We start from the raw sequence: 20,536 nt of genomic DNA, 5'->3' as shown, positions 1-20,536 counted from the left end.
ACCTTCACGACGACATCTACATCGTGTTCCTCTTCGCCTCTCAGTTCAGGAATCAGTTCCACACGAGAGAAAAAGCCGGTCGCGTAGAGCCTTCGTCGACTCCCGATCAGTCGCTCTCTGCTGAGCACATCTCCCGACTCGATCATCAACTCCCGCCGGATGATCGAACCGGCGGTGACCTCGTTTCCTTCCACACGGATCTTCCCCACATGAAGCCGCGGACCTTCCTCGATTCGGTGGATCAGGTCGTGAACCACCTCTTCACCGCGCCCGGACCGCTGCGCCTGGAGGTCCGCCGTCACCTGCACCAGGTGGAATCCGCGGTTCGCATAGGTGTTCTCGATGGACTCGCGGTCGAGGTCGGTGCGGGAGAGGTCGAACGGGTCGCCGGAAACCAGTTTCGTCCATGTGAATACTTCCGCGTTGGAGAAGGTCTCGTTGCCCTCCACCCGAATGGAGCCGACACGCCGCCGCGCCCCCTCCACGATTCGAAACGCGGGAAGCGCCCGCCGACGATCCGCGTCGTAGAGAATGTCGACCTGCACGGCCACATCCCAGAATCCCTCGCGGCGGTAATGCCGGCGGAGCCGGTGGACATCGCCGAGGAGGCGCTCGAGGTTCATGGGCCGGAAGCGGAGGATGCCCGAGGTCGAGGACCGGATGACGCCGCGCAGTTCGTCCTCGGAGAGCGCGGCGTTCCCCTCGAAGAGGATCTTCTCAAGGCTGAAGGCCGAGAGGTCTTCGGGGCAGTCCTCCGTCCAGACGGGAGACGCGGACGCGCTCGGCGGTGCAATCAGGTGCGAGAGAAGAAGGGGGAGGAGATTTCGGTGGATCCGCATCCGCTCGACTCCAGGGCCGCAGCAGGGCCTGCCGGGATCTGCAGGCCGGTGGGGGACGCTATCAAAGGCGACTGATCGTGTCAACGCGACCCCCTTTCCCGGTGGCATCCCCGTGCCTTTCCGGGCTACCTTTCGCGCAGACTGTCAACCGGAGCCGCCATGAACTCGCGCATGATTCTCTCCACGGCTGCATGGGTCTCGCTGTCGCTGCTGGCGGGATGCGCGCCGGAGAAGGAACTGCCGCCGCCGGTCAAACCTCCGGAGACCTTGAGGCTGGAAGCCGCCATCGGGACATTCGCCGACTACTATGCCGAGGTCTTGCGAATCTCAAGGCGACACCCGGCCTCGCCGGATTCCTTCCGAATGGCGCTGCGCTTCTTCCCCGGCTCCCATCTCAGCGAAGAGGAGTGGGCTGCGTGGACCGCTCCCTGTCTCGACCGGCCCGACCTGCTTGCGGCAGACTTCGAAGAAGTTCTGGAGGAGCTCTCGCTCAGGCGTTGAGTCGGTGGCGCTTCCCGTCTCCGCGCTTCATCCGGGCACCGAGCATTCGGGGAAGGTCCAGATCCCCCTCCTCCATGCACCCCGGGATGAACCGGATCCCTGCGGCAAACAGCAGCAGCAGAAACACGCCGCCCCCCAGCGCCGCCTGCAGATCGGACGCGCCAGCCGCCAGCGCGACTGCGCTCGTGCCCCACGCGGCCCCTGCCGCTCCCGCCAGCACTCCCGCGGGACGCAGCCACCCGGAGAACGGATTCCCCAGCGGCACAAGAGCGCCCAGCATGAACCACGCGACGGTCGTGGAGGCGACCAGCGCAATCCCGGTCGCCACGGCCGCTCCCGGAATACCGTAACGGGGAATGAGAACGGCGTTCAGTGCAACATTCAGCACGGTCCGCACGACGACATTCCAGAACGACCATCCGGATCGACCCATCGCGTTGACGAGAACCGTCAGCGGACCCAGGATCACAAACGCCAGATACCCGGGGACGAGGATGCGCAGCGCAACCGCCCCCCCGGCATACTGTTCGCCGAAGAACAGCGTGACCACAGGATCCGGAAACATGGCCAGCCCCACTGCAAACGGAGCCGTGTAGAGGAGAGTCCAGCGCGACGCCCGCCGCCGAAGCCGGGCGATCCCCGCCAGATCACCCCGCCCGGCGCATTCGGCGGACAGCGTCCCCATGACCGGCAGGACGCTCGACCCCAGAATGAGCAGCGTTCGCGCCAGTGGTGACGCCGCGCTGTAGATCCCGACGCTCGTCTCGTTCAGGTAATACCCCAGCATGAGGATGTCAATCCGGTCGGCGACGTTGAAGATGATCCCGCCGAACGCGACCGGGATCGAATACCGCACCAGCGACCGCAGACTGGAATCGATCTCGGGAGCCCGACCGTCCGGAACGACTGTCTGCTTCCCCGCGTCCGGGAGAATCCGAAGCACGAGAATGACCGCCACCGCGAACGCGCCGTAGAGCGACGCGACGAAACCGCCCATGAGCACGGGGAGGCTGGCCCCGGCCAGTACCAGGGCGACACCCGTGAGCAGACGCAGGAGAGGATTGAGGATCTGCCGGGCAATCACCGCCGGGCGAAAACTCCGGAACGCTTCGCCGACTCTTGTCGTGTACATCAGCCCGACAAAGGCCGGAACGCCCGCCGCCAGCACGAGAAGCGGCGCGGCCAGTGCGTCGTTATGGAAGAAGACGGCCAGTGGGCGAGCGAGCATCGCCAGCGTCCCCGCGCCCACGAGCACGGATCCGCCAAGGACCCGCGTGCCGCCGCGCAACAGCGCCGGGATTTCGTCGGCCCGACCCGCGCCACGCAACAGCGCGACGAATCGCTTCATGCCCGGACCGAGACCCAGCGCCGCCAGGGGAACCAGCAGAAGAAGAACCGAGCGCGCCTGATTGAAGGTGCCGAACCCGTCTACCCCAAGCCCGCGTGCCAGCGTGAATCGGTACAGGTACTCCAGAACCTGATAGGCGATCCCCCCCGCCAGAATAAGCCCCGTTCCCCGGGCAAGTTCCCGCGCGGGGAATGGGGCGCTGGAGTCGGACCCGCTCATACGACCGCTTCCCCTCCGCGAACCGCCTCCACCAGCACGCAGGTCGTGGCCTTTTCGTCCGTGATCGTCAGGGAGTCGCGAACATGCCGCCGGATGTCGCGAACGGAACGCTTCCACGCGTACTCCGGAAAGCGTCTCTCCAGCGGTTCCCACGGAGCAAGCTGCCGCGACGCAAACCACCGGGCTGCGTCGACCGTCAGGTAGCCTCGCATGTTCACCCCCACGAATCCGACATCCCGGAGTCGTGTCTCCCACTCCGCCCAGGACCAGAGATTGTGGTGCCCGAGGATCGTGTTCAGCCGATTGGCGAACGCCCGTGTGTAGCGGGACTCGAAGGCATGGACAAGCCCCACGGTCGGGACGGAGATGACGAATGTCCCTCCCGGCTTCAGTGCGCGGGCCACCGACGCCAGCGCCCGTTCCACAGGGACAATGTGCTCGAAGGTGGAGTTGGAGAAGACGGACGCCAGCGACCCGTCCGGAAGCGGCAGCGTCTCGCGGAGGTCCACGGCCGCCACCGCTTCGTACACGCTCAGGTCGCAGTGCGGGAGGATCTCCGCGTCTCCGTCGAACCCGTGGTCAATCTTGTCGCGAAGCAATGCCCCGAAGGCACCGTCCCCGCACCCAAGATCCGCGACAGGCCGCGGCAGGTCATGACACGCCTCTCGCATGAGGCGCCACTCCACCGTTCGCCAGAGCGACTGGTAGACGCGGCCCAGCCGGAGAAGCGCATCCTCGCCCTGCCCGAGCACCCGGCAGTCCTGGTGCGCCTGAGCGCCCGGGAGCGGGCCTCCCGATCCGGCAGGTTCCCCACCGCCGGAAAGGCCGCGCCGAAGTCCGGCCAGTCCGCGCACTCCGGAGTCCAGCGCCAGTTGCATGCATCCGCCTGCGGTCGCCATTCGCCCCCCGATCAGCCGATGGAGAGTGTCCTGAATCCGGTTGGTTGTGTCCCGAAGATTGTTGTTTTTCTCTGGCGTCCCGGCCAGCGTCTCTCCATTGGTCTAACTTCCATCTGGGTCGGAGGTTATGCGGGTCCGGCCGTGGCTGACGCCGCCAGGAATCCGACGCAAGAACGCCGGGGTGGGGAGTTTCCGGGCAGATTGCGGCCCGGGCTTCTCCGTCGGTCGACCGGTGAATCCCGGACGGGTCTCAATCGACGCGCCTCTCCCCGGCGCCCACGCCAACCCGTCCGAACATCCTGTAGATGGCCGGCAGTACAACCAGCGTCAAGGCATTGGCCGACAACACTCCACCGATGACCACCGTTGCCAGCGGCCGCTGAACCTCCGCGCCGACCCCCGTATTCAGGGCCATCGGCACAAAACCCAGCGCCGCGACCAGGGTAGTCATGAGAATCGGCCGCAGCCGTATGAGAGCGCTCTGCTCGATCGCCTGTTCAAGCGAAGAGCCTGTCTCAAGAAGCCGCCGTATCGTCGACACGAGCACCAGTCCCGCCAGCATCGCCACTCCGGACACGGCGACGAAACCGACCCCCGCCGAGACCGTGAACGGCATGCCACGAATCCCCAGGGCCATTAGTCCACCCAGGGCGGCAAACGGCGCACCGGTAGAGATGATGAGAGCGTCGCGGACCGAGTTCGTGCTGCTGTAGAGCAAGAAGAAGACCAGCAGGAGCGCCAGCGGCACGACGATCATCAGTCGGTTGCGTGCCCGCTCCATATGCTCGAACTGCCCGGCGAAGCTCACGGAATAGCCCGACGGCAACTCCACCTCGTCGGCGATACGCTCGCGTGCCTCCTCCACAAACCCTCCCAGGTCCCGCCCGCGGACATTGCACTGAACCACGATACGCCGGCGTTGCCACTCGCGGGTGATGGTCGAAGGGCCTTCGATCTGCCGAATGTCGGCAAGCCGCGCCAGCGGGATCCGGGCCCCGGTGGCGGTGGGAATCAGGATCTCGCGCACGGCCTCGGGGTCGCTGCGGTAGCGCTCGGGCAGCCGCACGACAAGCTGGAATCGCCGCTGATCTTCTCTGATCTCCCCCACCGACACGCCTCCCACAGCCTTCACCAGCTCGAGAACGTGTTGCGCCGAAACGCCGTGGCGAGCCACGGCATCCTGATCCACCCGAACCTGAAGCACCGGTTGTCCGGTGATCTGCTCCGTGTAGGAGTCGGCGTTGCCTGGAATGGTGCCGATGATCCCGGCCACCTGCGTGGCGATGTCTCGCAGCACCTCCAGATCGTCGCCGAAGATCTTGATGCCCACATCGGTGCGGATGCCGGCGATCATCTCGTTCACGCGCATCTCGATCGGCTGGGTGAAGATGACCCGCATCCCGGGAAAGCCGGACAGTTCCTCGCTCATCAGATCCACAAGGTCGTCCTGGGTCCTGGCACGGGTCCACTTGTCACGCGGGTGGAGGGTGATGAAGATGTCAGAAAGTTCGATACCCATCGGATCCGTTGCCACCTCGGCGGTGCCGGTTCGGCTCCACACATCCCGCACCTCGTCGGAGAACTCTTCGAGCAGGACCTTCTCCAGCCGGGAGCCATAGCGAACCGATTCCTCGAGGGACACTCCCGACAGACGCACGGTGTTGATGACGATGCCGCCCTCAGACAATCGCGGGATGAACTCCGACCCGATGAAGGTGCCGAGCACGGCCCCGCAGGCGATGAGCACCAGGGCACCGGCAAGGACCGACCGGCGGCGACGGAGGGCAAAGCGCACCACCGGGGTGTAGGCGCGTTTCATGGCGCGGACGAACCGGTTCTCACTCTGGCTTACACGCCCCCTGAGAACCAGGCTGGCGAGCACCGGCATCAGCGTCAGGGAGATGATGAGCGAGCCCGCGAGCGCAAAGAGCAGCGTCAGCGCCATCGGACGAAACAGTCTCCCCTCGATGCCCTCAAGCGCCAGCACCGGCAGGAACACGATGGCGATGATGAGCTCGCCATACATCGTCGGCTTGCGTACTTCGATGGCCGCTTCCCGGACCGTCTCGAGAACAGAGCCGCGCCGGTCAGGTGCGGCGAGTCGGCGCACGCTGTTCTCGATCATGATGACTGAGCTGTCCACGACGAGTCCGAAATCGATCGCGCCCAGACTCATCAGGCTGGCGGCAATCCCGAAGCGCATCATGCCGTTGGCGGCGAAGAGCATCGACAGCGGAATCGCGAACGCCACGATCAGCCCGGCCCGCAGATTGCCGAGAAAGGCAAAGAGAACCGAGATGACCAGGAACGCCCCAAGCAGCAGGTTCTCCTTGACGGTCTCGAGTACCTGGTCGACAAGCTCGGTGCGCTCATAGACAGGAGTGACACGCACGCCCTCCGGCAGTCCTTTCTGAATCTCCGACATCCGCTCGCGAAGCAGCGTGGTCACCTCGTGGCTGTTTTCTCCCATCAGCATGAAGCCCAGCCCGAGCACGACCTCGCCCTGCCCGTTGGCGGTGGTGGCGCCACGACGAATCTCGTGGCCCTCGCGGATCTCACCGATATCTCGAATACGGACAGGCACCCCGTCATAGGCCGCTATGACGATGTTTCCGATCTGCTCGAGGTTGGTGGTGAGACTGACACCCTGCACCAGGTGGAGTTCGCCCGCCTGGACGACATATCCGCCGCCGACATTCAGATTGTTGGTCGCCAGGGCGCGGAGGACATCGTCCAGGGTGAAGTCGTACTTCACCAGGCGGGCCGGGTCGGCAAGCACATGATACTGCTTGCGCTCGCCCCCCCAGGTGTTGACCTCGGCAACGCCGGGAACGGACCGGAGTCGCGGCTTGATGACCCAGTCGTGGAGTGTGGTCAGCTCCTGGAGCGTATGGTTGGGGCTGGTAACCAGGTAGTGGTAGATCTCGCCGAGACCGGTGGCCACCGGGCCCATCTCCGGACGGCCGACACCCTCGGGCAGCTCCACGGTCTGCAGGCACTCCATGACCAGCTGGCGAGCGAAGTAGATGTCGGTCCGGTCGTCAAACATGACCGTCACCTGAGAGAGACCGAACTTCGAGATGGAGCGCACCTCGTTCAGGTTCGGGAGACCGGCGATCGCCTGCTCGACGGGAAAGGTGATCTGCTGCTCGATCTCAAGCGGCGACAGCGCGGGGGCGGTGGTATTGATCTGCACCATTACCGGCGTCGTGTCCGGAAAGGCATCGACCGGGAGACGGACCAATGTGCTGATCCCGATCGCGATGAGAACAATGGTGAGCGCGATGACCTGGAATCGATGGTTGAGAGACCAGGTGATGATGGCATTCAGCATCGGAATCCCCCTAGGCTCCTGGATCGATTTCGCAGCAGCCCGCTCCAATGCTGCCCTTGAGAATCTCCGTCTTGAGCAGGAAGCTGCCCTGTGTGACCACCTCATCACCCGCATCCAGTCCACCGAGAACCTCGTAGACCGTGCCGGTGGCAATGCCCAGGTGGACCTTTCGGGGTTGGTACTCCGTGGCGGACTTCTTGATGAAGACCACGTTGCAGCACCCCTCCCACTGCACCGATGCCGCCGGCACCACCAGGGACGGCCGGCGATCCCGGACCGAAACGCTGGCACTGGCGAACATGTGGGCGCGGAGCATGCCGCCGGAGTTGTCGAAGTCGGCGTGGGCCCGGAGAGTCCGGGTCCGGGGATCGAGCTGCGAGCTCACCCAGGTGATACGGCCGCCAAATGACTCACCCGGCAGGCCCTCGACCTGAAGAACCACCGGCTGCCCGATCTCGATGTGCCGCAGGTTCGATTCGTAGACATCGATGAGTGCCCACATGCGGGAGACATCAGCGACGGCGAAGAGGGGCCTGGAGGAATCCACCACCTCTCCCGCGGTGGCTTGACGGTCCACGACGATCCCGGCAAACGGAGCGGTGACGACATAGCGCGCACTCGTGTCCTCGTTGCGCCGCAGCGCGTCGACCTGCGGCTTCGAAAGCCCGAAGCTCAACAGCGCCTGCTCCGCCGCCGACAGCGAGATTCGACTCTCCGCCAGACTCGTCCCCGCCTCGAGCAGGCCCCTCTCCGTCGAAGCCCCGCGGTCCAGGAGGACTGCCTCGCGTGCGTGGTTCCGCTGCCAGAGTTCGACCGCGGCCGTAGCCTGCAAGTAGGATGCCTTGGCGGCGCCGAGATGAGTCGAGGTGATGGTGACAAGGGCGTCTCCGGAGTCGACGGTGTCGCCGAAGTCCTTGTGAACCTCGGAGACAATGCCCGGGACCTGGGCCGAGATCTGCGCGTAACGGTTGCCATCATAGGCGACCTCGGCATGGCACCTGACGATCTCGGTCAGCGGACGCGCCTCGACAGTGGCGTATTCGAATCCCGCACGATCGGCGATCTCAGGACTATCGAAGCTCACGACGAGACTCTGTGTCGCGCAGTAGACCGAAGGCGGCTGCTGCCTCCGCGGGATGTAGCCACTCTCCGCGGCACTTGCCACCGGAGAAGCATCCGACTGCCCCGAGTCCTCCGATGCGGCGGTGGCCTGCGGCTCCTTGCGGGCGGGATCCAGCTCGGGGTTGCAGATGTAGCACTGCGACTCCGGTCGATCGTGTCCGGCGCACCAATCCCCGACGGCCTGGAAGGCGGGAATCAGGGCCGGGTTGCACAGGTAGCAGAAGGCCTCGGGAACACCGTGGCCGTGACAGAAGCCCAATGACTCGATGAGACTCGGGTCGCAGTACGGACACTGCGCCTGTGCGATCCGGTGCTCCTCGCAGAAGGCGGCGGCCTTCCCGGCCTGCGCGGCATCGTCGGGGGCACCCGGTCCACAACCGGGGCCGCCAAGACCGATCAACGCGACCAGGAGTACGGTCAGAAAACCTTTCTTGCTCATTGGTCTTTCCCCCTCTCTTCGCCGGGATCTGTACGGACCAGGCTCGCCAGCTCCGCCCCGGAAACGATGAGGTCCTTTCTCAGTTCAAGAGTTCGCAGCCGAACGGTGGCAAGAGTGCGCTGCGCGTCAACGAGTTCCAGGATCGGCAGGTTTCCGGCACGATAACCCTCCCGCGCCTGGATCAGCCCGCGCTCCGCCGCCGGCAGGATGAGATTGGCTGATGCATTGAGCTGGTCACGAGTGGTGAGATAGCTCTGGCGAGCGACTGCGAGTGCGACCTCGAGGTCGCCCTGCACGATGCGCGCGCGGGCTCGAGCCTGCGCAACCGTCGCCCGGGTCTCGGCCACCCGCCCCTGGTTGCGGTCGAAGATCGGGAGCGGCATACCCATTCCGGCCTCGACGAAGCCCTCGTCTGAGGCCCGGGACCTCCCGTAAGCGACGAAGAGTTCGAGGTCGGGGATTCGAGCCGCCCGGGCTTCACGCAGCGATGCCTCCGCGGCGGCGATGCCTCGCCGGGCCGCTTGCCAGGCCGGGTGGTGTTCCGCGCCGGCAGTGAGCAGGTTCTCATCGGGTGGAGTGTCGGCGGATTCGAGCGTTCCTGCCAGCCGGTCGAATGGAACGCGAATGCCTCCGAACAGAGCCGACAGCTCCGCTCCCCCCCCGGCCCGCTGCTGCACCAGACGCTGCCGGGCCACCTCCAGCTCATAGACCTCCAGGAGAGCCTTGGTGACCTGTGCCTCCGGAGCCGCCCGAGCCTCGAATCGCGTCCGGGCAATCTCCAGCGTGTGGTTCGCGTCACGCAGGAGTTCTGCAAACGCCGCCTCGGCTTCGCGGAAGTAGAGTTGCCCGGCCCAGAGGGTGTGAATCTGCACATGGAGATCTCTGCGGGCCTGGTCGAACTCGTGGGCCGCCGCCTCCTCCTCGGCACGGGCAGCCGCAACGGCAGCCTCGCGGCGCCCGCTGAGGATCAGATCTTGAACGAGCGCCACCTTCTCCGTGCGGTCATCGGGATCATCCGGGGAGATGTCCTCGACCTCGAATTCGAGGGTCGGATTGGGGTGCAGGGCCGCCTGTCGGGTCCGGCCTGCATGGGCCCGGACGCCACCACGGACCAATGCGAGCGTGGGATTGGTCAGATCCGCGAGTCGAAACAGGTCCACCAGCGCAATCTGTTGCTGCTCGATGATCGCACGGATCTCTTCGCCGGCGTCTTCACCAGCACCCTGCTGTGCGGGGGCGGCTCGAGCCCAGGCAAGCAAGAGAATGAACCAGAATACAAGTGGCTTCCGCACCATACAGAACCCCTCCATAGACGAATCGGCGCAGCAGACCGGTGTCTGCCGTCGTCATGATGGCCGCGATGACAGGGTGGAGCTTTTCAGGCGCGTGGGGGGTGGAAAATCTCTCCGGGGTGGGCCGAAGAGAGGCGGCTCTCGTAGTGGGCGACGAAAGCGGTCAGGCCGGGATTGGGATCCGGGAGGAAGGTCGGGGGGCACAACGAGACCGGACCGGCACAACATGGCAGGAAGCAAGGATGACAGCCCCCCGGGCAGCAGTCGTCGTCCGCGGGAACGCCGGAGTTGTCCCCGGTCTCCTGCACCCCATGAGTGCCGTCGGGAATGCAGCAGGTGTCACCCGCGCCCTGCTCCCCAGTCTCACAGAGGGCGGCAGACGGAATGGAAGCCACGGCCAGGGTGATGGCAAACACGCGGACAGATATGCCAAGTTTGCGTACGGCACGCATCTGGCCTCCGCGGGGCAGCGTCTCGGGGGGGGTGCCACGGCAATGATGGTAGAAGATCGATTCACCCTCCGCAAGGGGTTTGGCTCAGCCGAAGAGCCGGCCCACATCCATCACGGTGACCGCAAGCAGCAGCGTCACAAGAAGCGCAAACCCGGCCTGCTGAAGAATCATGCGCTGACGAACCGAGAGCGGTCGGCGGCGCACAGCCTCGATCCCAAAGAGCGTCAACTGTCCGCCGTCCAGCACGGGAATGGGCAGCAGGTTGAAGATGGCCAGCTGCACCGAGATCAACGCCATGTAGTTGAAGTACGCGGCGATGCCCCAGCGGACCGACTCCCCGGAGAGCTGCGCCATTCGCACAGGGCCGCCCAGCATGTCCATCGAGAAGCCGCCCGTCACCATCTGCCAGAGGAAGCCCAGGACCTGCTCGGTGAGCCAGCGTGTCTGTCGCCATCCGCCCCCCAGCGCGGCCAGCGGACCGATTCGGCGCGTCTCGACAATCCGCTGCACGCCGATGACTCCGACCGTATCAGGCGGAGCCGCCCCCCCGGCTTCCGCGAGAACCGGCAGCGGATCGGGCACGACCCTCGCGTCGTGACCGACGCCGTCGCGTTCCCAGCGGATTGACAGCTCGCTCCCCGGATGCGTCTGCACGACCTCCCGCATGCCCGTCCACCGGTCCACGGGCACGCCGTCCACTTCCACAATCCGATCCCCGGATCGAATCCCCGCCCTCCAGGCAGGCCCGTCCTTCTTCACGAACCCGACGACCGGATCCATGAATGGCGCGACACCCAGCGGGTTCTTCGCAAACCCGCCCTCCTCCGGAACGGGAACGGCCAGCGCCGTCTCTCTCCCGTCGCGCCCCAGACGAAGAGTCAACTCCTCTCCGGACTCCACGAGAGAAAGCGCCTCCGCAAAACCGTGCCAGTCCTCGACCTCCAGGCCGTTCACCGCCTCAATCCGATCACCTGGAAGAACACCCGAGATTTCCGCGGGGGAACCGGGTTCCACCGCTCCGATCCGGGTCGTCCCGATGACGACTTCTCCCTGCACGAAAAGCACGACCGCATAGATCACGATGGCAAGCAGGTAGTTCATCAGCGGACCGGCCAGGACGATGGCCGCCCGTGCACCCACGGACTTGTTCAGAAACTCGTCGGAAGCGCCATCGGCGTCCTCTTCGGGATCCTCTCCCGCGAACTTCACATACCCGCCGAACGGGATGGCCGCCACGGCCCAGCGCGTGTCCCCCCGCGTCATACCGAACAACTCCGGCCCGATTCCCACAGAGAAGCGAAGAACTCTCACCCCGGCCCGGCGGGCGACGATGAAATGTCCCCACTCGTGCGCGATGACGAGAATCGAAAGAAGGATGAGGAACGAAAGGACACTGCTCAAGTGGCGCGCTCCGGTGTGTGGGTGCGTCCCGCAATCCGGTGGATCGCGGTTTGGGCTTCGCGGCGTGCAACACGGTCCGCCGCCAGAAGTTCCTCCAGATCTCCGCCGGACTCCCCGGCACATCGGTCGAGGCAGTCCTGAATCACTGCGGGAATGTCCACAAATCGAATCTGTCGCGCAAGAAAGGCCGCCACGGCGACCTCATTGGCCGCATTGAGCACGGCGGGCGCGGTCCCTCCGGCGGCACCGGCTTCCCGGGCCAGGGCGAGACAGGGGAACTTCCCGAGATCGGGCTCCTCAAAAGTGAGCTGCCCGACACGCGCCAGATCAAGCGGCGGGACCGCGCCGGCGAAACGCTCCGGCCAGGTCAGCGCGTACTGGATCGGAAGGCGCATGTCCGGCTCTGAGAGTTGCGCCAGGAGCGAACCGTCTCGAAACTCCACCACCGAATGGACGAGCGACTGCGGGTGCACCACGACCGCAATCCGTTCATACGGCAGATCGAAGTACCACCGCGTCTCAATGATCTCCAGCCCCTTGTTCATGAGGGTCGCGGAGTCCACGGTGATCTTGGGCCCCATGCTCCATGTCGGATGGTCGAGCGCCTGCTCCAGGGTGATCGTGTCAAATGATCCCGCGGGGCGTGTGCGAAACGGCCCGCCGGAAGCGGTCAGCACAACCCGCGCGATTGACTCCGCAGGCGCCGTTCCCAGACACTGGTGAATGGCGGAAAGCTCGCTGTCGAGCGGGATAAGCGAACCCTCCCCGCGCCGAGCCGCCTCCATAACGACTTCGCCTGCGACAACGAGTGGCTCCTTGTTCGCGATCGCCACGGTCTTCCCGGATTCCAGCGCCGCGAGCGTGGGCAGAAGCCCGCAGCTCCCCACAATGCCGTTCACGACAATGTCCGCACTCACTTGCGACGCAAGCTCCCGGGCGGCCTCCTCCCCGACGACCATCTCCGGGCAGTCTGCGCCGGTCCACTCCGATCGGAAGCGTTCCGCGGCGGTCGGGTCCGCCAACCCCACCACCTGCGGACGAAACTCCCGCGCCTGAGCGAGAAGAACATCCGCGCTCCGCCCGGCTGCGAGCCCGACAACCTCGAACTCTCCGGGAAACGCACGAATGACATCCAGCGTGCTCTGCCCGATGGACCCGGTGGAACCCAGAATGGCCACCGACCTGCGCCCCGCGCTCATCGGAACACCACCAGCTTGAGGAAGTAGAACGCCATGGGTGCAGAGAAGACGAGACTGTCCAGTCGGTCGAGAATGCCGCCATGCCCGGGAATGGTGTCGGAAGAGTCCTTCACATCCGCGTCTCGCTTGATCAGGGACTCCACGAGATCTCCGAGTTGCCCCAGGATGCCGAGCAGCGACCCGAAGATCACCGCCTGACCGACCGAAAGAAGCGGCTCCCCTCCCGGGTGCTGCGCGAACCAGACGCGCGCCAGCAGAGCGCATCCCACCGACGCGGCAAACCCGCCGACCGCGCCCTCCACCGACTTCTTCGGACTCACACGCGGCAGAAGCTTGTGTTTCCCGAGGGTGGTCCCGACGAAAAACGCCGCCGTGTCGCAGCTCCAGACGCAGAAGAAGGTCATGAGCACGAAGTGGCCGCCCATGGAATCGTGGAGTCCGATCGAAGCGGGAAGCTGCCGGAGCAGAAGCAGATGCAACACCAGCCATCCGACATACGCCACCCCGAAGAATGTGGTGGCGATGTCGTAGATGGGAAAAGTCATCGTCTCCCGGAAGAGTTCTCGAACGGTAAGCACCAGCAGAAACGCCGCCAGAAACAGCCCCAGATGCGCCGTGCCGGACACAAACACCAGGGTCGTCAGTACGAGCACTGCGGCAATCCCCAGCTTGCGAGACGGGTTGATCTCCTTGGCCTCCATCAGAGAGTAGAACTCGTGGAGGCCCATGATGACGGTGGCGTAGATGAGGAACAGAAACGGAGCCCCGCCGGTGCGCGAAATCCAGATCAGCACCGGAACGAAGACGATCCCGCTCAACCAGCGGAGACGCACGGCCGCCTACTCGCCGGGATCCAGCGACGGCATGAGGTCCGACCCCGGACTCTCCCCGGCGCTCTCGACCCGACCGAAACGCCGATCCCGCTTCTGGTATTCCCGGATGCCCTCGTAGAGATGGACGCGCCGGAAGTCCGGCCAGTGCGTCCGGGTAACCCAGATCTCCGAGTACGCGATCTGCCAGAGAAGGAAGTTGGAGATGCGCATCTCCCCGCTCGTTCGAATGAGAAGGTCCGGATCCGGGACTTCGGCCGTGGAGAGCATCTGCCCAAACGACTCCACCGTGATCTGGTCCGGGTCCAGCGTCCCTTCCTTCACGCGGCGGGCGGCACAGCGCGCGGCATCCACGATCTCCGGCCGCCCTCCGTAGGAGAGTGCCAGGAGCAGGACAAGCCCCGTGTTCGAGGCCAGCGCATCCCGGGTTTCGTCGATGGTGGAACGGACATCCGCGGGAAGGTCTTCTTCATGCCCGATGATGCGGAGCTGGACATTGTTCCGGTTCAGCTCTTCCCGCTCTCCGCGGAGCGTGTCCTTCAAGACGCGCATGAGACCGGCGACTTCCACCTTCGGGCGATTCCAGTTCTCCACGGAGAAGGCGTACAGCGTCAGGAATTCCACGCCGAGTTCCGCAGAACCGCGCACCGTCTCCCGCACCGATGTCACTCCCGCGGCGTGCCCGTCGAGGCGAGGAAGCGTCCGGGATCTGGCCCAGCGGCCATTCCCGTCCATGATCACGGCGATGTGCCGGGGGATCCCCCCCTTCGCCCGGATCTCCTGCTCAAGCTGTTGCTCGCGGTTCGTCATGGCGACTCCGACAGGGGAGTTCCTTAGATTTCGAGGATCTCCGCTTCCTTCTTGGCGAAGACCTCGTCGAGTTCCTTTACGAACTGGTTCGTCAGTTCCTGAATCCGGTCATGGGCGCGGTGCTCCTCGTCTTCGGACAGGGTCCCGTCCTTGCGGGCCTTCTTCAGCGCATCGTTTGCCTCCCGGCGCGCGATCCTCACGGCGACGCGGCCGTCCTCAACCTGCCCACCGGCGCCTTTCACGATCTCCTTCCGACGCTCCTCCGTCAGCGCAGGAATGGGTATGCGAATGACCTGGCCGTCATTGGCCGGGTTGAGCCCCAGGTCCGCGCTCTGGATGGCCTTTTCAATCGGGCCGATCAGCCCCTTGTCCCACGGCTGGATGACGAGCAACCGCGGCTCCGGAACGCCAACGGTCCCCACCTGATTGATGGGTGTCTGCGACCCGTACGCATCCACGAGAATCCCGTCCAGAATGGCCGTCGTCGCACGCCCCGCACGAAGTTTGGAAAGTTCCCGTTGCGTGGCATCCACGGCGTCCTTCATCTTCCCCTGGCAAGCCTTGAAGATCTCTTCGCTCATCCCTGTGTCTCCCCGACCATGGTTCCGACATCTTCCCCCATCACCGCTCCCTTGAGATTGGAGTCGTCTCCCATGGAGAAGACGAGGATGGGAGTGTTGTTTTCCATGCACATCGAAACAGCGGTGGCATCCATCACGCGAAGTCCCTGCGTCAAGACTTCCCGGAAACTGATCGTCGGGAGGAACTCCGCGGACGGGTCCTTCTCCGGATCCGCGGTGAAGACCCCACGCACCTTGGTCCCCTTGAGGATGATCTCGGCGTTGATCTCCGCCGCGCGAAGGGCGGCCGCCGTATCTGTCGTGAAGAAGGGGTTTCCCGTCCCGCCGGCGAGGATAATGACACGCCCCTTTTCAAGGTGGCGCACCGCACGGCGGCGAATGTAGGGCTCCGCGACTTCGGCGATCGCCACGGCGGTCATGACGCGTGTGGGAACGCCCGCATTCTCCAGGCAGTCCTGAAGCGCCAGCCCGTTGATGATGGTGGCCAGCATGCCCATGTTGTCCGCGTTGACGCGGTCCATCCCCAGATGGCTGGCGGCGAGTCCCCGGAAGATGTTGCCGCCGCCGATCACGACCGCCATCTCCACGCCCAGCTGATGAATGCCCCGGATCTGCGCGGCAATCCCGCCAATCACGGGCGGAGAGATGCCGAACCCCTCCCCTCCCGCAAGAATCTCCCCCGACAGCTTCAGGAGGATTCTGTCGAACTTCGGAGAGCTCACGGCATCCTCCCGGCGAACCTCCGGTCCCGGTTGAGAGAGCCGGAGGCGGTGGGGATCAGGAGACTTATTCGCCGAGAACGAACCTGGTGAACCGGCGAACCTGGATATTCTCGCCAAGTCGCGCAATGGCATCCTGGACGAGCTGGCTCACCTGCTGGTCCGGATCCTTCACGAAAGGCTGCTCCAGCAGGGTGACCTCACGGTACCACTTCTCGATTTTCCCCTCGACGATCTTCTCGACAATCTCGGGCGGCTTGCCCATCTCGGCAACCTGGGCGGCCATCATCTCCCGCTCGCCGGCGACGAGGGCCGGGTCCAGTCCGTCGCGATCCACCGCAAGGGGACTGGACGCCGCCACCTGCATCGCCAGATCTCGGACGAATCCGCCAAAGTCATCTGTCCGCGCGACGAAGTCCGTTTCGCAGGCCACTTCGATCATCACGCCGATCTTGCCGTTTGAGTGCATGTAGGACCCGATCAGGCCCTCTTTCGTGGCACGACCGGCCTTCTTCGCTGCGGTGGCCAGCCCCTTCTTGCGGAGAAAGGCGACCGCTTCCTCCAGGCTCCCCTCGGACTCTGAGAGAGCCCTCTTGCAATCCATGATTCCGGCTCCGGTCTTCTCGCGGAGCTCCTTCACCGTCTGTGCGTCGATCGACATGATTCCCTTTCCTCGGGTCGTCCGCCCCTGGGGGGCGGTTCACCCCATCTGTTCCCGTTGTTGCCGTGCATTCGCCTCGCCGGTTGCTATTCTCCGGCTGCGGTCGGCGCCTCCTGGGAAGTCCCGCTCTCAGGCTTCGGGGCTGGGGCCTTCTCGGTGGTGTCCACCTTGTCGGCGCTGGCCAGGTGCTTCTTCGCCGCATCTGCGGCTTCCGATGCCTTCTCTGCGGCTTCCTTCTCTCGCTTTCCGGCCTCTTCCTTGGCGTGCGCGGAGCCTTCCTTCACGGCCGACGCAATGGCCCCCGTCAGAAGCTGAATGGACCGGATGGCATCGTCGTTTCCAGGGATCGGGTGGGACACACCCGTCGGGTCGCAGTTCGTATCCACGATTCCAACAACCGGAATCCCCAGCTTGATGGCCTCGGACAGTGCAATCTTCTCCCGCTGCGTATCCACGATGAAGATGGCGGAAGGGGTGCGGTCCATGTCCTTGATCCCACAGAAGACCTTGTCGAGCTTCATCCGCTCTTTGTCGAGTCCGAGCCGCTCCTTCTTGGCGAGAGACTCGTAGGAACTGTCCGCGGCCATGCTCTCCAGATCCTTCAGGCGCGCGATGGACTTGCGAACCGTCTGGAAGTTGGTGAGCATGCCGCCAAGCCAGCGTTCCGTGACATAGTGCTGACCGCAGTCGATGGCCATGTCCCGAATGGTGTCCTGTGCCTGCTTCTTCGTGCCGACGAAGAGCACGCAGCCGCCGCCCTTGACGACCTCGCGGGTCATGCTCCGGGCCTTTTCGACGAGAGAGAGGGTCTTCTGGAGGTCCAGGATGTAAATCCCGCTGCGCTCCATGAAGATGTACTTCTTCATCTTCGGGTTCCAGCGCTGTGTCTGGTGCCCGAAGTGGACGCCTGCCTCAAGCAGAGTCCTCAGGGAAACATCCGACAAGATCTTCCTCCGGCTCAGTGGTTTGTCTTCCGCTGCCATCCACCCGGCCGGGCCGCGCGACGCTCTCGCGCCGCCACGGACCCCCGGTCCGGTCCGACAGCGTGCAGGATTTCGAGCTTCTAGCGCTTGCTGAACTGGAACCGCTTGCGTGCGCCAGGCTGCCCGTACTTCTTTCGCTCGACCATCCGGGAGTCCCGGGTCAGAAGCCCGGCGGCCCGGAGCGGCCTGCGAAGTTCTTCATCCAGCTTCAGGAGCGCCCGGGCGATGCCCAGACTGATGGCCCCTGCCTGCCCTGTCGTGCCGCCGCCGCGAACGGAGACGAGCACATCAAAGCGAGTCTTGTTTCCTGTCGCGTCGAGAGGCTTCTCGGCGTGGTCGACCAGCGCCTTGCGGGGGAAGTACTCCGCGGCATTCCGCCCGTTGACCGTGTGCTCTCCGCCACCGGGAACCAGTCGGACCTTCGCGACCGCAGTCTTCCTCCGACCGGTAGCGCAGAACGGACCTTCCGACATCTATTCTCTCCTTCGTTGACCGACCCGACACGCGGGCCCCGGCGGCTTCGCCGGATCCTCTTCAGGATCTACCGGACGATGTACCGGGCATCCTCAATCTCAAACGGCTTCGGGTCCTGCGCGGCGTGCTCGTGATCCGGCCCCGCGTAGATCCGTACTTTCGTCAGCATCTTCCGCCCGAGGCGGGTCTTCGGGAGCATCCCGCGGACCGCCTTCCGGACCACTTCTTCCGGGCGGGTCTCCATCAGGTCACGGTAGCCTCTGGCCTTCAGGCCGCCGGGATACCCCGAATGGGTGTATTGCACTTTCTTGTCCAGCTTGTCGCCGGTAAGAACCACCTTGGAGGCATTGACGATCACAACATGATCCCCGTTGTCCAGGTGGGTGGAATAGTTGGGTTTGTGCTTCCCTCTGAGGAGAGTGGCGACCCGAGTGGCAAGACGACCGAGGACGAGTCCCTCGGCATCGACAATGTGCCACTTCCGGTCGATCTCGGATCCCCGGGTAACATGCGTTCTCAACGGCTCATCCTCCCCCCGTGCGGGGGTCCCAAGTGGCTTGTCGGGCGTTCCTGCCCATCCACAGCATTCCGCTGCGGACACAAAGGGCGGACAGACTAGCAGGGTGCCGGATGGCCCGTCAAGATCCGTATGGGGGTTATCCCACCGGAGGCGGAGCTTCGGCCAGCGCCCGGAGGGCCTTCCCGTAAGGCGCGCGCGCGATCCCGCGATCGGTCACGATGGCCGTGACGAAGCGGGCAGGGGTGACATCAAACGCCGGGTTGAAGGCGTTCACCCCCAGAGGCGCGAATCGAACCCCACGAGGCTCGGTCACCTCTTCCGGCGCTCTCTCCTCGATGGGGATGCCTTCGCCGGAGGGAGTGGCCGGATCCACGGTGGAAAGCGGCGCCACCACGAAAAACGGAATGTCATGTTCCCGCGCGAGTACCGCCAGCGGATAGGTTCCGATCTTGTTCGCGACATCCCCGTTGGCGGCAATCCGATCCGATCCGACGACCACGCAGTCCACCATCCCCCGGGAAAGGGCCGATCCGGCCGCATTGTCGCACAGGAGGGTGACCGGAACGCCGAACCGGGCGAGCTCCCACGCGGTGAGGCGGGCCCCCTGAAGAAGGGGGCGCGTTTCGTCCGCCAGCACCCGGATGGCTTTCCCGTCCTCCACGGCGGCATAGATGACCGCCAGCGCGGTTCCCCGGCCGCCCGTGGCCAGTGCGCCCGCGTTGCAGTGCGTGAGGACGGTCCCTTTCGTCGGAAGCAGCGCCGCGCCGAGGCGGCCCATCGCCCGGCAGGATGCTGCATCTTCGGCATGGATGCGCCGGGCTTCGTCCAGGAGCGCGGCCTTCCGCTCCTCGATCGAGCCCCCCTCCGATGCCTGGAGCGATGCCCTCATGCGGTCCACGGCCCACGGCAGGTTCACGGCGGTCGGGCGCGCCGCCCGGAGAAGCGCCAGTGCAGCCTCCACTTCCGCGACGAACGCAGCCGGGTCCGTCGCGCGGGAGTGGTGTGCGGCCAGGGCGGCACCGTAACCCGCCGCCACCCCGATGGCGGGTGCCCCGCGCACCGCGAGCCGGCGGATGGCGTCCGCGATCTCCTCCGGCGTGCGACAGGGCAGCTCCTCCTCGCGCTCGGGAAGGAGCGTCTGCTCCAGAAGATGAACCACCCCGTCCTCCCAGCGGACGGTGGAGAAGGGTGCGCCCGGCGGGGAATGTTCCGTCATGATCTAGAACTCTCCTGTGGGAGGGGCGGCCTGGCCGGAAGATAGCGGCCAGGCCTCCCGCCCGCCACCGGGAAAGGGGCGGAGCGCTTGCCCCACCCCTTTCCGCACACTACCGGTATCGTGCCTTGGCGCGTCCCCAGCTGGCGGACTCCATGCCGGTCGCGGCGGGAGGCGACGCGGCCACCGCCACATCTCCGGCCGGGAACCGCGAGAAACGAACCTCCCGGATGAAACCGGCCTCCGCGCGAATCGACCAGAACGCACCGGTCGCGCCTCCAAGCCCCAGGTCCTCCCCGACGATCACCTCCGACCCCACGACCGACCCCCGCGCACCCACAGCTTCCGCCAGGTATGCCTCTCCGAGTGCCGCGCCGAAAAGGACGCCATCCGATTCCGGGACGGGAACCTCCGAGTGATCCATGAGGAGCGCATTCCCTCCGCCCTGCTTGCTGCAGTACCGGTTGATGCACTCTTTCGGGGCGTTGTCGTGGTAGCACGCCTTGATGCAACCCCAACTCGTCGCCGGGATCGTGGTCGCCAGCGCGGGGACGGACGACCCCGCGAGAAGGAGTGCAACCAGCGGCAGAATGCGCAGCAGGTCCGTGAAGCGGAACTTCCGATGGTTCAACATGGTGGAATCCTCCCTTGTGCGTTTGTGTTCCGACAACATCGGGGAGCTTCGGGGAGATCCCTGACG

General features: G+C 65.1%; 19 protein-coding genes. 1 reads left to right on the top strand and 18 read right to left on the bottom strand.

Translation table 11 applies throughout. From position 1 onward, the window contains the following. The coding region (locus QF819_04540) for a POTRA domain-containing protein (GenBank protein MDP6802426.1) at nucleotides 1-839 on the bottom strand (839 nt) is incomplete at its 3' end. Between the two features lie 159 nt (nucleotides 840-998). On the opposite strand from QF819_04540, the gene QF819_04535 reads away from it, so the two are divergent. After that, nucleotides 999-1,340 carry a hypothetical protein gene (locus QF819_04535; GenBank protein ID MDP6802425.1) on the top strand — a complete coding sequence of 114 codons (342 nt, stop codon included), beginning with the start codon at nucleotides 999-1,001 and terminating at the stop codon, nucleotides 1,338-1,340. On the opposite strand, the gene QF819_04530 is transcribed toward QF819_04535, so the two are convergent. The 17 genes from QF819_04530 to QF819_04450 form a co-directional block, all read right to left on the bottom strand. Continuing rightward, complete coding sequence (locus tag QF819_04530) at nucleotides 1,330-2,907, bottom strand: flippase (GenBank protein ID MDP6802424.1); 1,578 nt, start codon at nucleotides 2,905-2,907, stop codon at nucleotides 1,330-1,332. The two genes, QF819_04535 and QF819_04530, sit on opposite strands and share 11 nt — an antisense overlap. Continuing rightward, complete coding sequence (locus tag QF819_04525) at nucleotides 2,904-3,806, bottom strand: class I SAM-dependent methyltransferase (protein ID MDP6802423.1); 903 nt, start codon at nucleotides 3,804-3,806, stop codon at nucleotides 2,904-2,906. Before QF819_04525 ends, QF819_04530 begins: the two co-directional genes overlap by 4 nt. A 250-nt stretch (nucleotides 3,807-4,056) precedes the next feature. After that, nucleotides 4,057-7,140 (bottom strand): CusA/CzcA family heavy metal efflux RND transporter, encoded by a 3,084-nt coding sequence (locus QF819_04520; protein ID MDP6802422.1) that lies wholly within the window; start codon nucleotides 7,138-7,140, stop codon nucleotides 4,057-4,059. A 10-nt stretch (nucleotides 7,141-7,150) separates the two neighbouring features. After that, complete coding sequence (locus tag QF819_04515) at nucleotides 7,151-8,701, bottom strand: efflux RND transporter periplasmic adaptor subunit (GenBank protein ID MDP6802421.1); 1,551 nt, start codon at nucleotides 8,699-8,701, stop codon at nucleotides 7,151-7,153. Beyond that, nucleotides 8,698-9,996 carry a TolC family protein gene (locus QF819_04510; protein ID MDP6802420.1) on the bottom strand — a complete coding sequence of 433 codons (1,299 nt, stop codon included), beginning with the start codon at nucleotides 9,994-9,996 and terminating at the stop codon, nucleotides 8,698-8,700. The genes QF819_04515 and QF819_04510 overlap by 4 nt, the downstream gene beginning before the upstream one ends. Before the next feature lie 533 nt (nucleotides 9,997-10,529). After that, nucleotides 10,530-11,846, bottom strand: a complete 1,317-nt coding sequence (gene rseP, locus QF819_04505; GenBank protein MDP6802419.1) for an RIP metalloprotease RseP — start codon at nucleotides 11,844-11,846, stop codon at nucleotides 10,530-10,532. Further along, nucleotides 11,843-13,045, bottom strand: coding sequence for a 1-deoxy-D-xylulose-5-phosphate reductoisomerase (locus QF819_04500; protein ID MDP6802418.1), 1,203 nt, complete (start codon nucleotides 13,043-13,045; stop codon nucleotides 11,843-11,845). Before QF819_04500 ends, rseP begins: the two co-directional genes overlap by 4 nt. Continuing rightward, complete coding sequence (locus QF819_04495; GenBank protein ID MDP6802417.1) at nucleotides 13,042-13,878, bottom strand: phosphatidate cytidylyltransferase; 837 nt, start codon at nucleotides 13,876-13,878, stop codon at nucleotides 13,042-13,044. Before QF819_04495 ends, QF819_04500 begins: the two co-directional genes overlap by 4 nt. A 6-nt stretch (nucleotides 13,879-13,884) precedes the next feature. After that, nucleotides 13,885-14,685 carry an isoprenyl transferase gene (locus QF819_04490; protein MDP6802416.1) on the bottom strand — a complete coding sequence of 267 codons (801 nt, stop codon included), beginning with the start codon at nucleotides 14,683-14,685 and terminating at the stop codon, nucleotides 13,885-13,887. 23 nt (nucleotides 14,686-14,708) lie between these two features. Next, complete coding sequence (frr, locus tag QF819_04485; protein MDP6802415.1) at nucleotides 14,709-15,266, bottom strand: ribosome recycling factor; 558 nt, start codon at nucleotides 15,264-15,266, stop codon at nucleotides 14,709-14,711. Further along, on the bottom strand, nucleotides 15,263-15,988 hold the full coding sequence (pyrH, locus tag QF819_04480) for a UMP kinase (protein ID MDP6802414.1): 726 nt from the start codon (nucleotides 15,986-15,988) through the stop codon (nucleotides 15,263-15,265). Before pyrH ends, frr begins: the two co-directional genes overlap by 4 nt. 64 nt (nucleotides 15,989-16,052) lie before the next feature. Beyond that, complete coding sequence (gene tsf / locus QF819_04475; protein ID MDP6802413.1) at nucleotides 16,053-16,646, bottom strand: translation elongation factor Ts; 594 nt, start codon at nucleotides 16,644-16,646, stop codon at nucleotides 16,053-16,055. Nucleotides 16,647-16,732: 86 nt separating this feature from the next. Continuing rightward, nucleotides 16,733-17,590, bottom strand: coding sequence for a 30S ribosomal protein S2 (gene rpsB, locus QF819_04470; protein ID MDP6802412.1), 858 nt, complete (start codon nucleotides 17,588-17,590; stop codon nucleotides 16,733-16,735). Between the two features lie 119 nt (nucleotides 17,591-17,709). Further along, a complete protein-coding gene (gene rpsI / locus QF819_04465) occupies nucleotides 17,710-18,102 on the bottom strand; it encodes a 30S ribosomal protein S9 (GenBank protein MDP6802411.1) in 393 nt (130 codons plus the stop codon). A 68-nt stretch (nucleotides 18,103-18,170) separates the two neighbouring features. Next, the gene (rplM, locus tag QF819_04460; protein ID MDP6802410.1) at nucleotides 18,171-18,623 is read right to left on the bottom strand and encodes a 50S ribosomal protein L13; all 453 of its coding nucleotides are present in this window, start codon (nucleotides 18,621-18,623) and stop codon (nucleotides 18,171-18,173) included. A gap of 136 nt (nucleotides 18,624-18,759) precedes the next feature. Beyond that, the gene (mtnA, locus tag QF819_04455) at nucleotides 18,760-19,839 is read right to left on the bottom strand and encodes an S-methyl-5-thioribose-1-phosphate isomerase (protein ID MDP6802409.1); all 1,080 of its coding nucleotides are present in this window, start codon (nucleotides 19,837-19,839) and stop codon (nucleotides 18,760-18,762) included. 109 nt (nucleotides 19,840-19,948) lie between these two features. Next, nucleotides 19,949-20,470, bottom strand: a complete 522-nt coding sequence (locus tag QF819_04450) for a hypothetical protein (GenBank protein ID MDP6802408.1) — start codon at nucleotides 20,468-20,470, stop codon at nucleotides 19,949-19,951. Nucleotides 20,471-20,536 lie beyond the last annotated feature (66 nt).

The organism is Gemmatimonadota bacterium, from assembly GCA_030747075.1.
Lineage (GTDB): Bacteria > ARS69 > ARS69 > ARS69 > ARS69 > ARS69.
The sequence above is the reverse complement of the archived record's forward strand: the minus strand, read 5'-3'. Positions and strand labels throughout refer to the sequence as shown.

Bases quoted from the DNA above. Each gene is read 5' to 3' on its own strand.
- QF819_04530 (MDP6802424.1), bottom strand. From the start codon at position 2,907: ATGAGCGGGTCCGACTCCAGCGCCCCATTCCCCGCGCGGGAACTTGCC.
- mtnA (MDP6802409.1), bottom strand. From the start codon at position 19,839: ATGACGGAACATTCCCCGCCGGGCGCACCCTTCTCCACCGTCCGCTGG.
- frr (MDP6802415.1), bottom strand. From the start codon at position 15,266: ATGAGCGAAGAGATCTTCAAGGCTTGCCAGGGGAAGATGAAGGACGCC.
- QF819_04450 (MDP6802408.1), bottom strand. From the start codon at position 20,470: ATGTTGAACCATCGGAAGTTCCGCTTCACGGACCTGCTGCGCATTCTG.
- QF819_04535 (MDP6802425.1), top strand. From the start codon at position 999: ATGAACTCGCGCATGATTCTCTCCACGGCTGCATGGGTCTCGCTGTCG.
- QF819_04510 (MDP6802420.1), bottom strand. From the start codon at position 9,996: ATGGTGCGGAAGCCACTTGTATTCTGGTTCATTCTCTTGCTTGCCTGG.
- QF819_04490 (MDP6802416.1), bottom strand. From the start codon at position 14,685: ATGACGAACCGCGAGCAACAGCTTGAGCAGGAGATCCGGGCGAAGGGG.
- QF819_04520 (MDP6802422.1), bottom strand. From the start codon at position 7,140: ATGCTGAATGCCATCATCACCTGGTCTCTCAACCATCGATTCCAGGTC.
- tsf (MDP6802413.1), bottom strand. From the start codon at position 16,646: ATGTCGATCGACGCACAGACGGTGAAGGAGCTCCGCGAGAAGACCGGA.
- QF819_04515 (MDP6802421.1), bottom strand. From the start codon at position 8,701: ATGAGCAAGAAAGGTTTTCTGACCGTACTCCTGGTCGCGTTGATCGGT.
- QF819_04525 (MDP6802423.1), bottom strand. From the start codon at position 3,806: ATGGCGACCGCAGGCGGATGCATGCAACTGGCGCTGGACTCCGGAGTG.
- QF819_04500 (MDP6802418.1), bottom strand. From the start codon at position 13,045: ATGAGCGCGGGGCGCAGGTCGGTGGCCATTCTGGGTTCCACCGGGTCC.
- rpsI (MDP6802411.1), bottom strand. From the start codon at position 18,102: ATGTCGGAAGGTCCGTTCTGCGCTACCGGTCGGAGGAAGACTGCGGTC.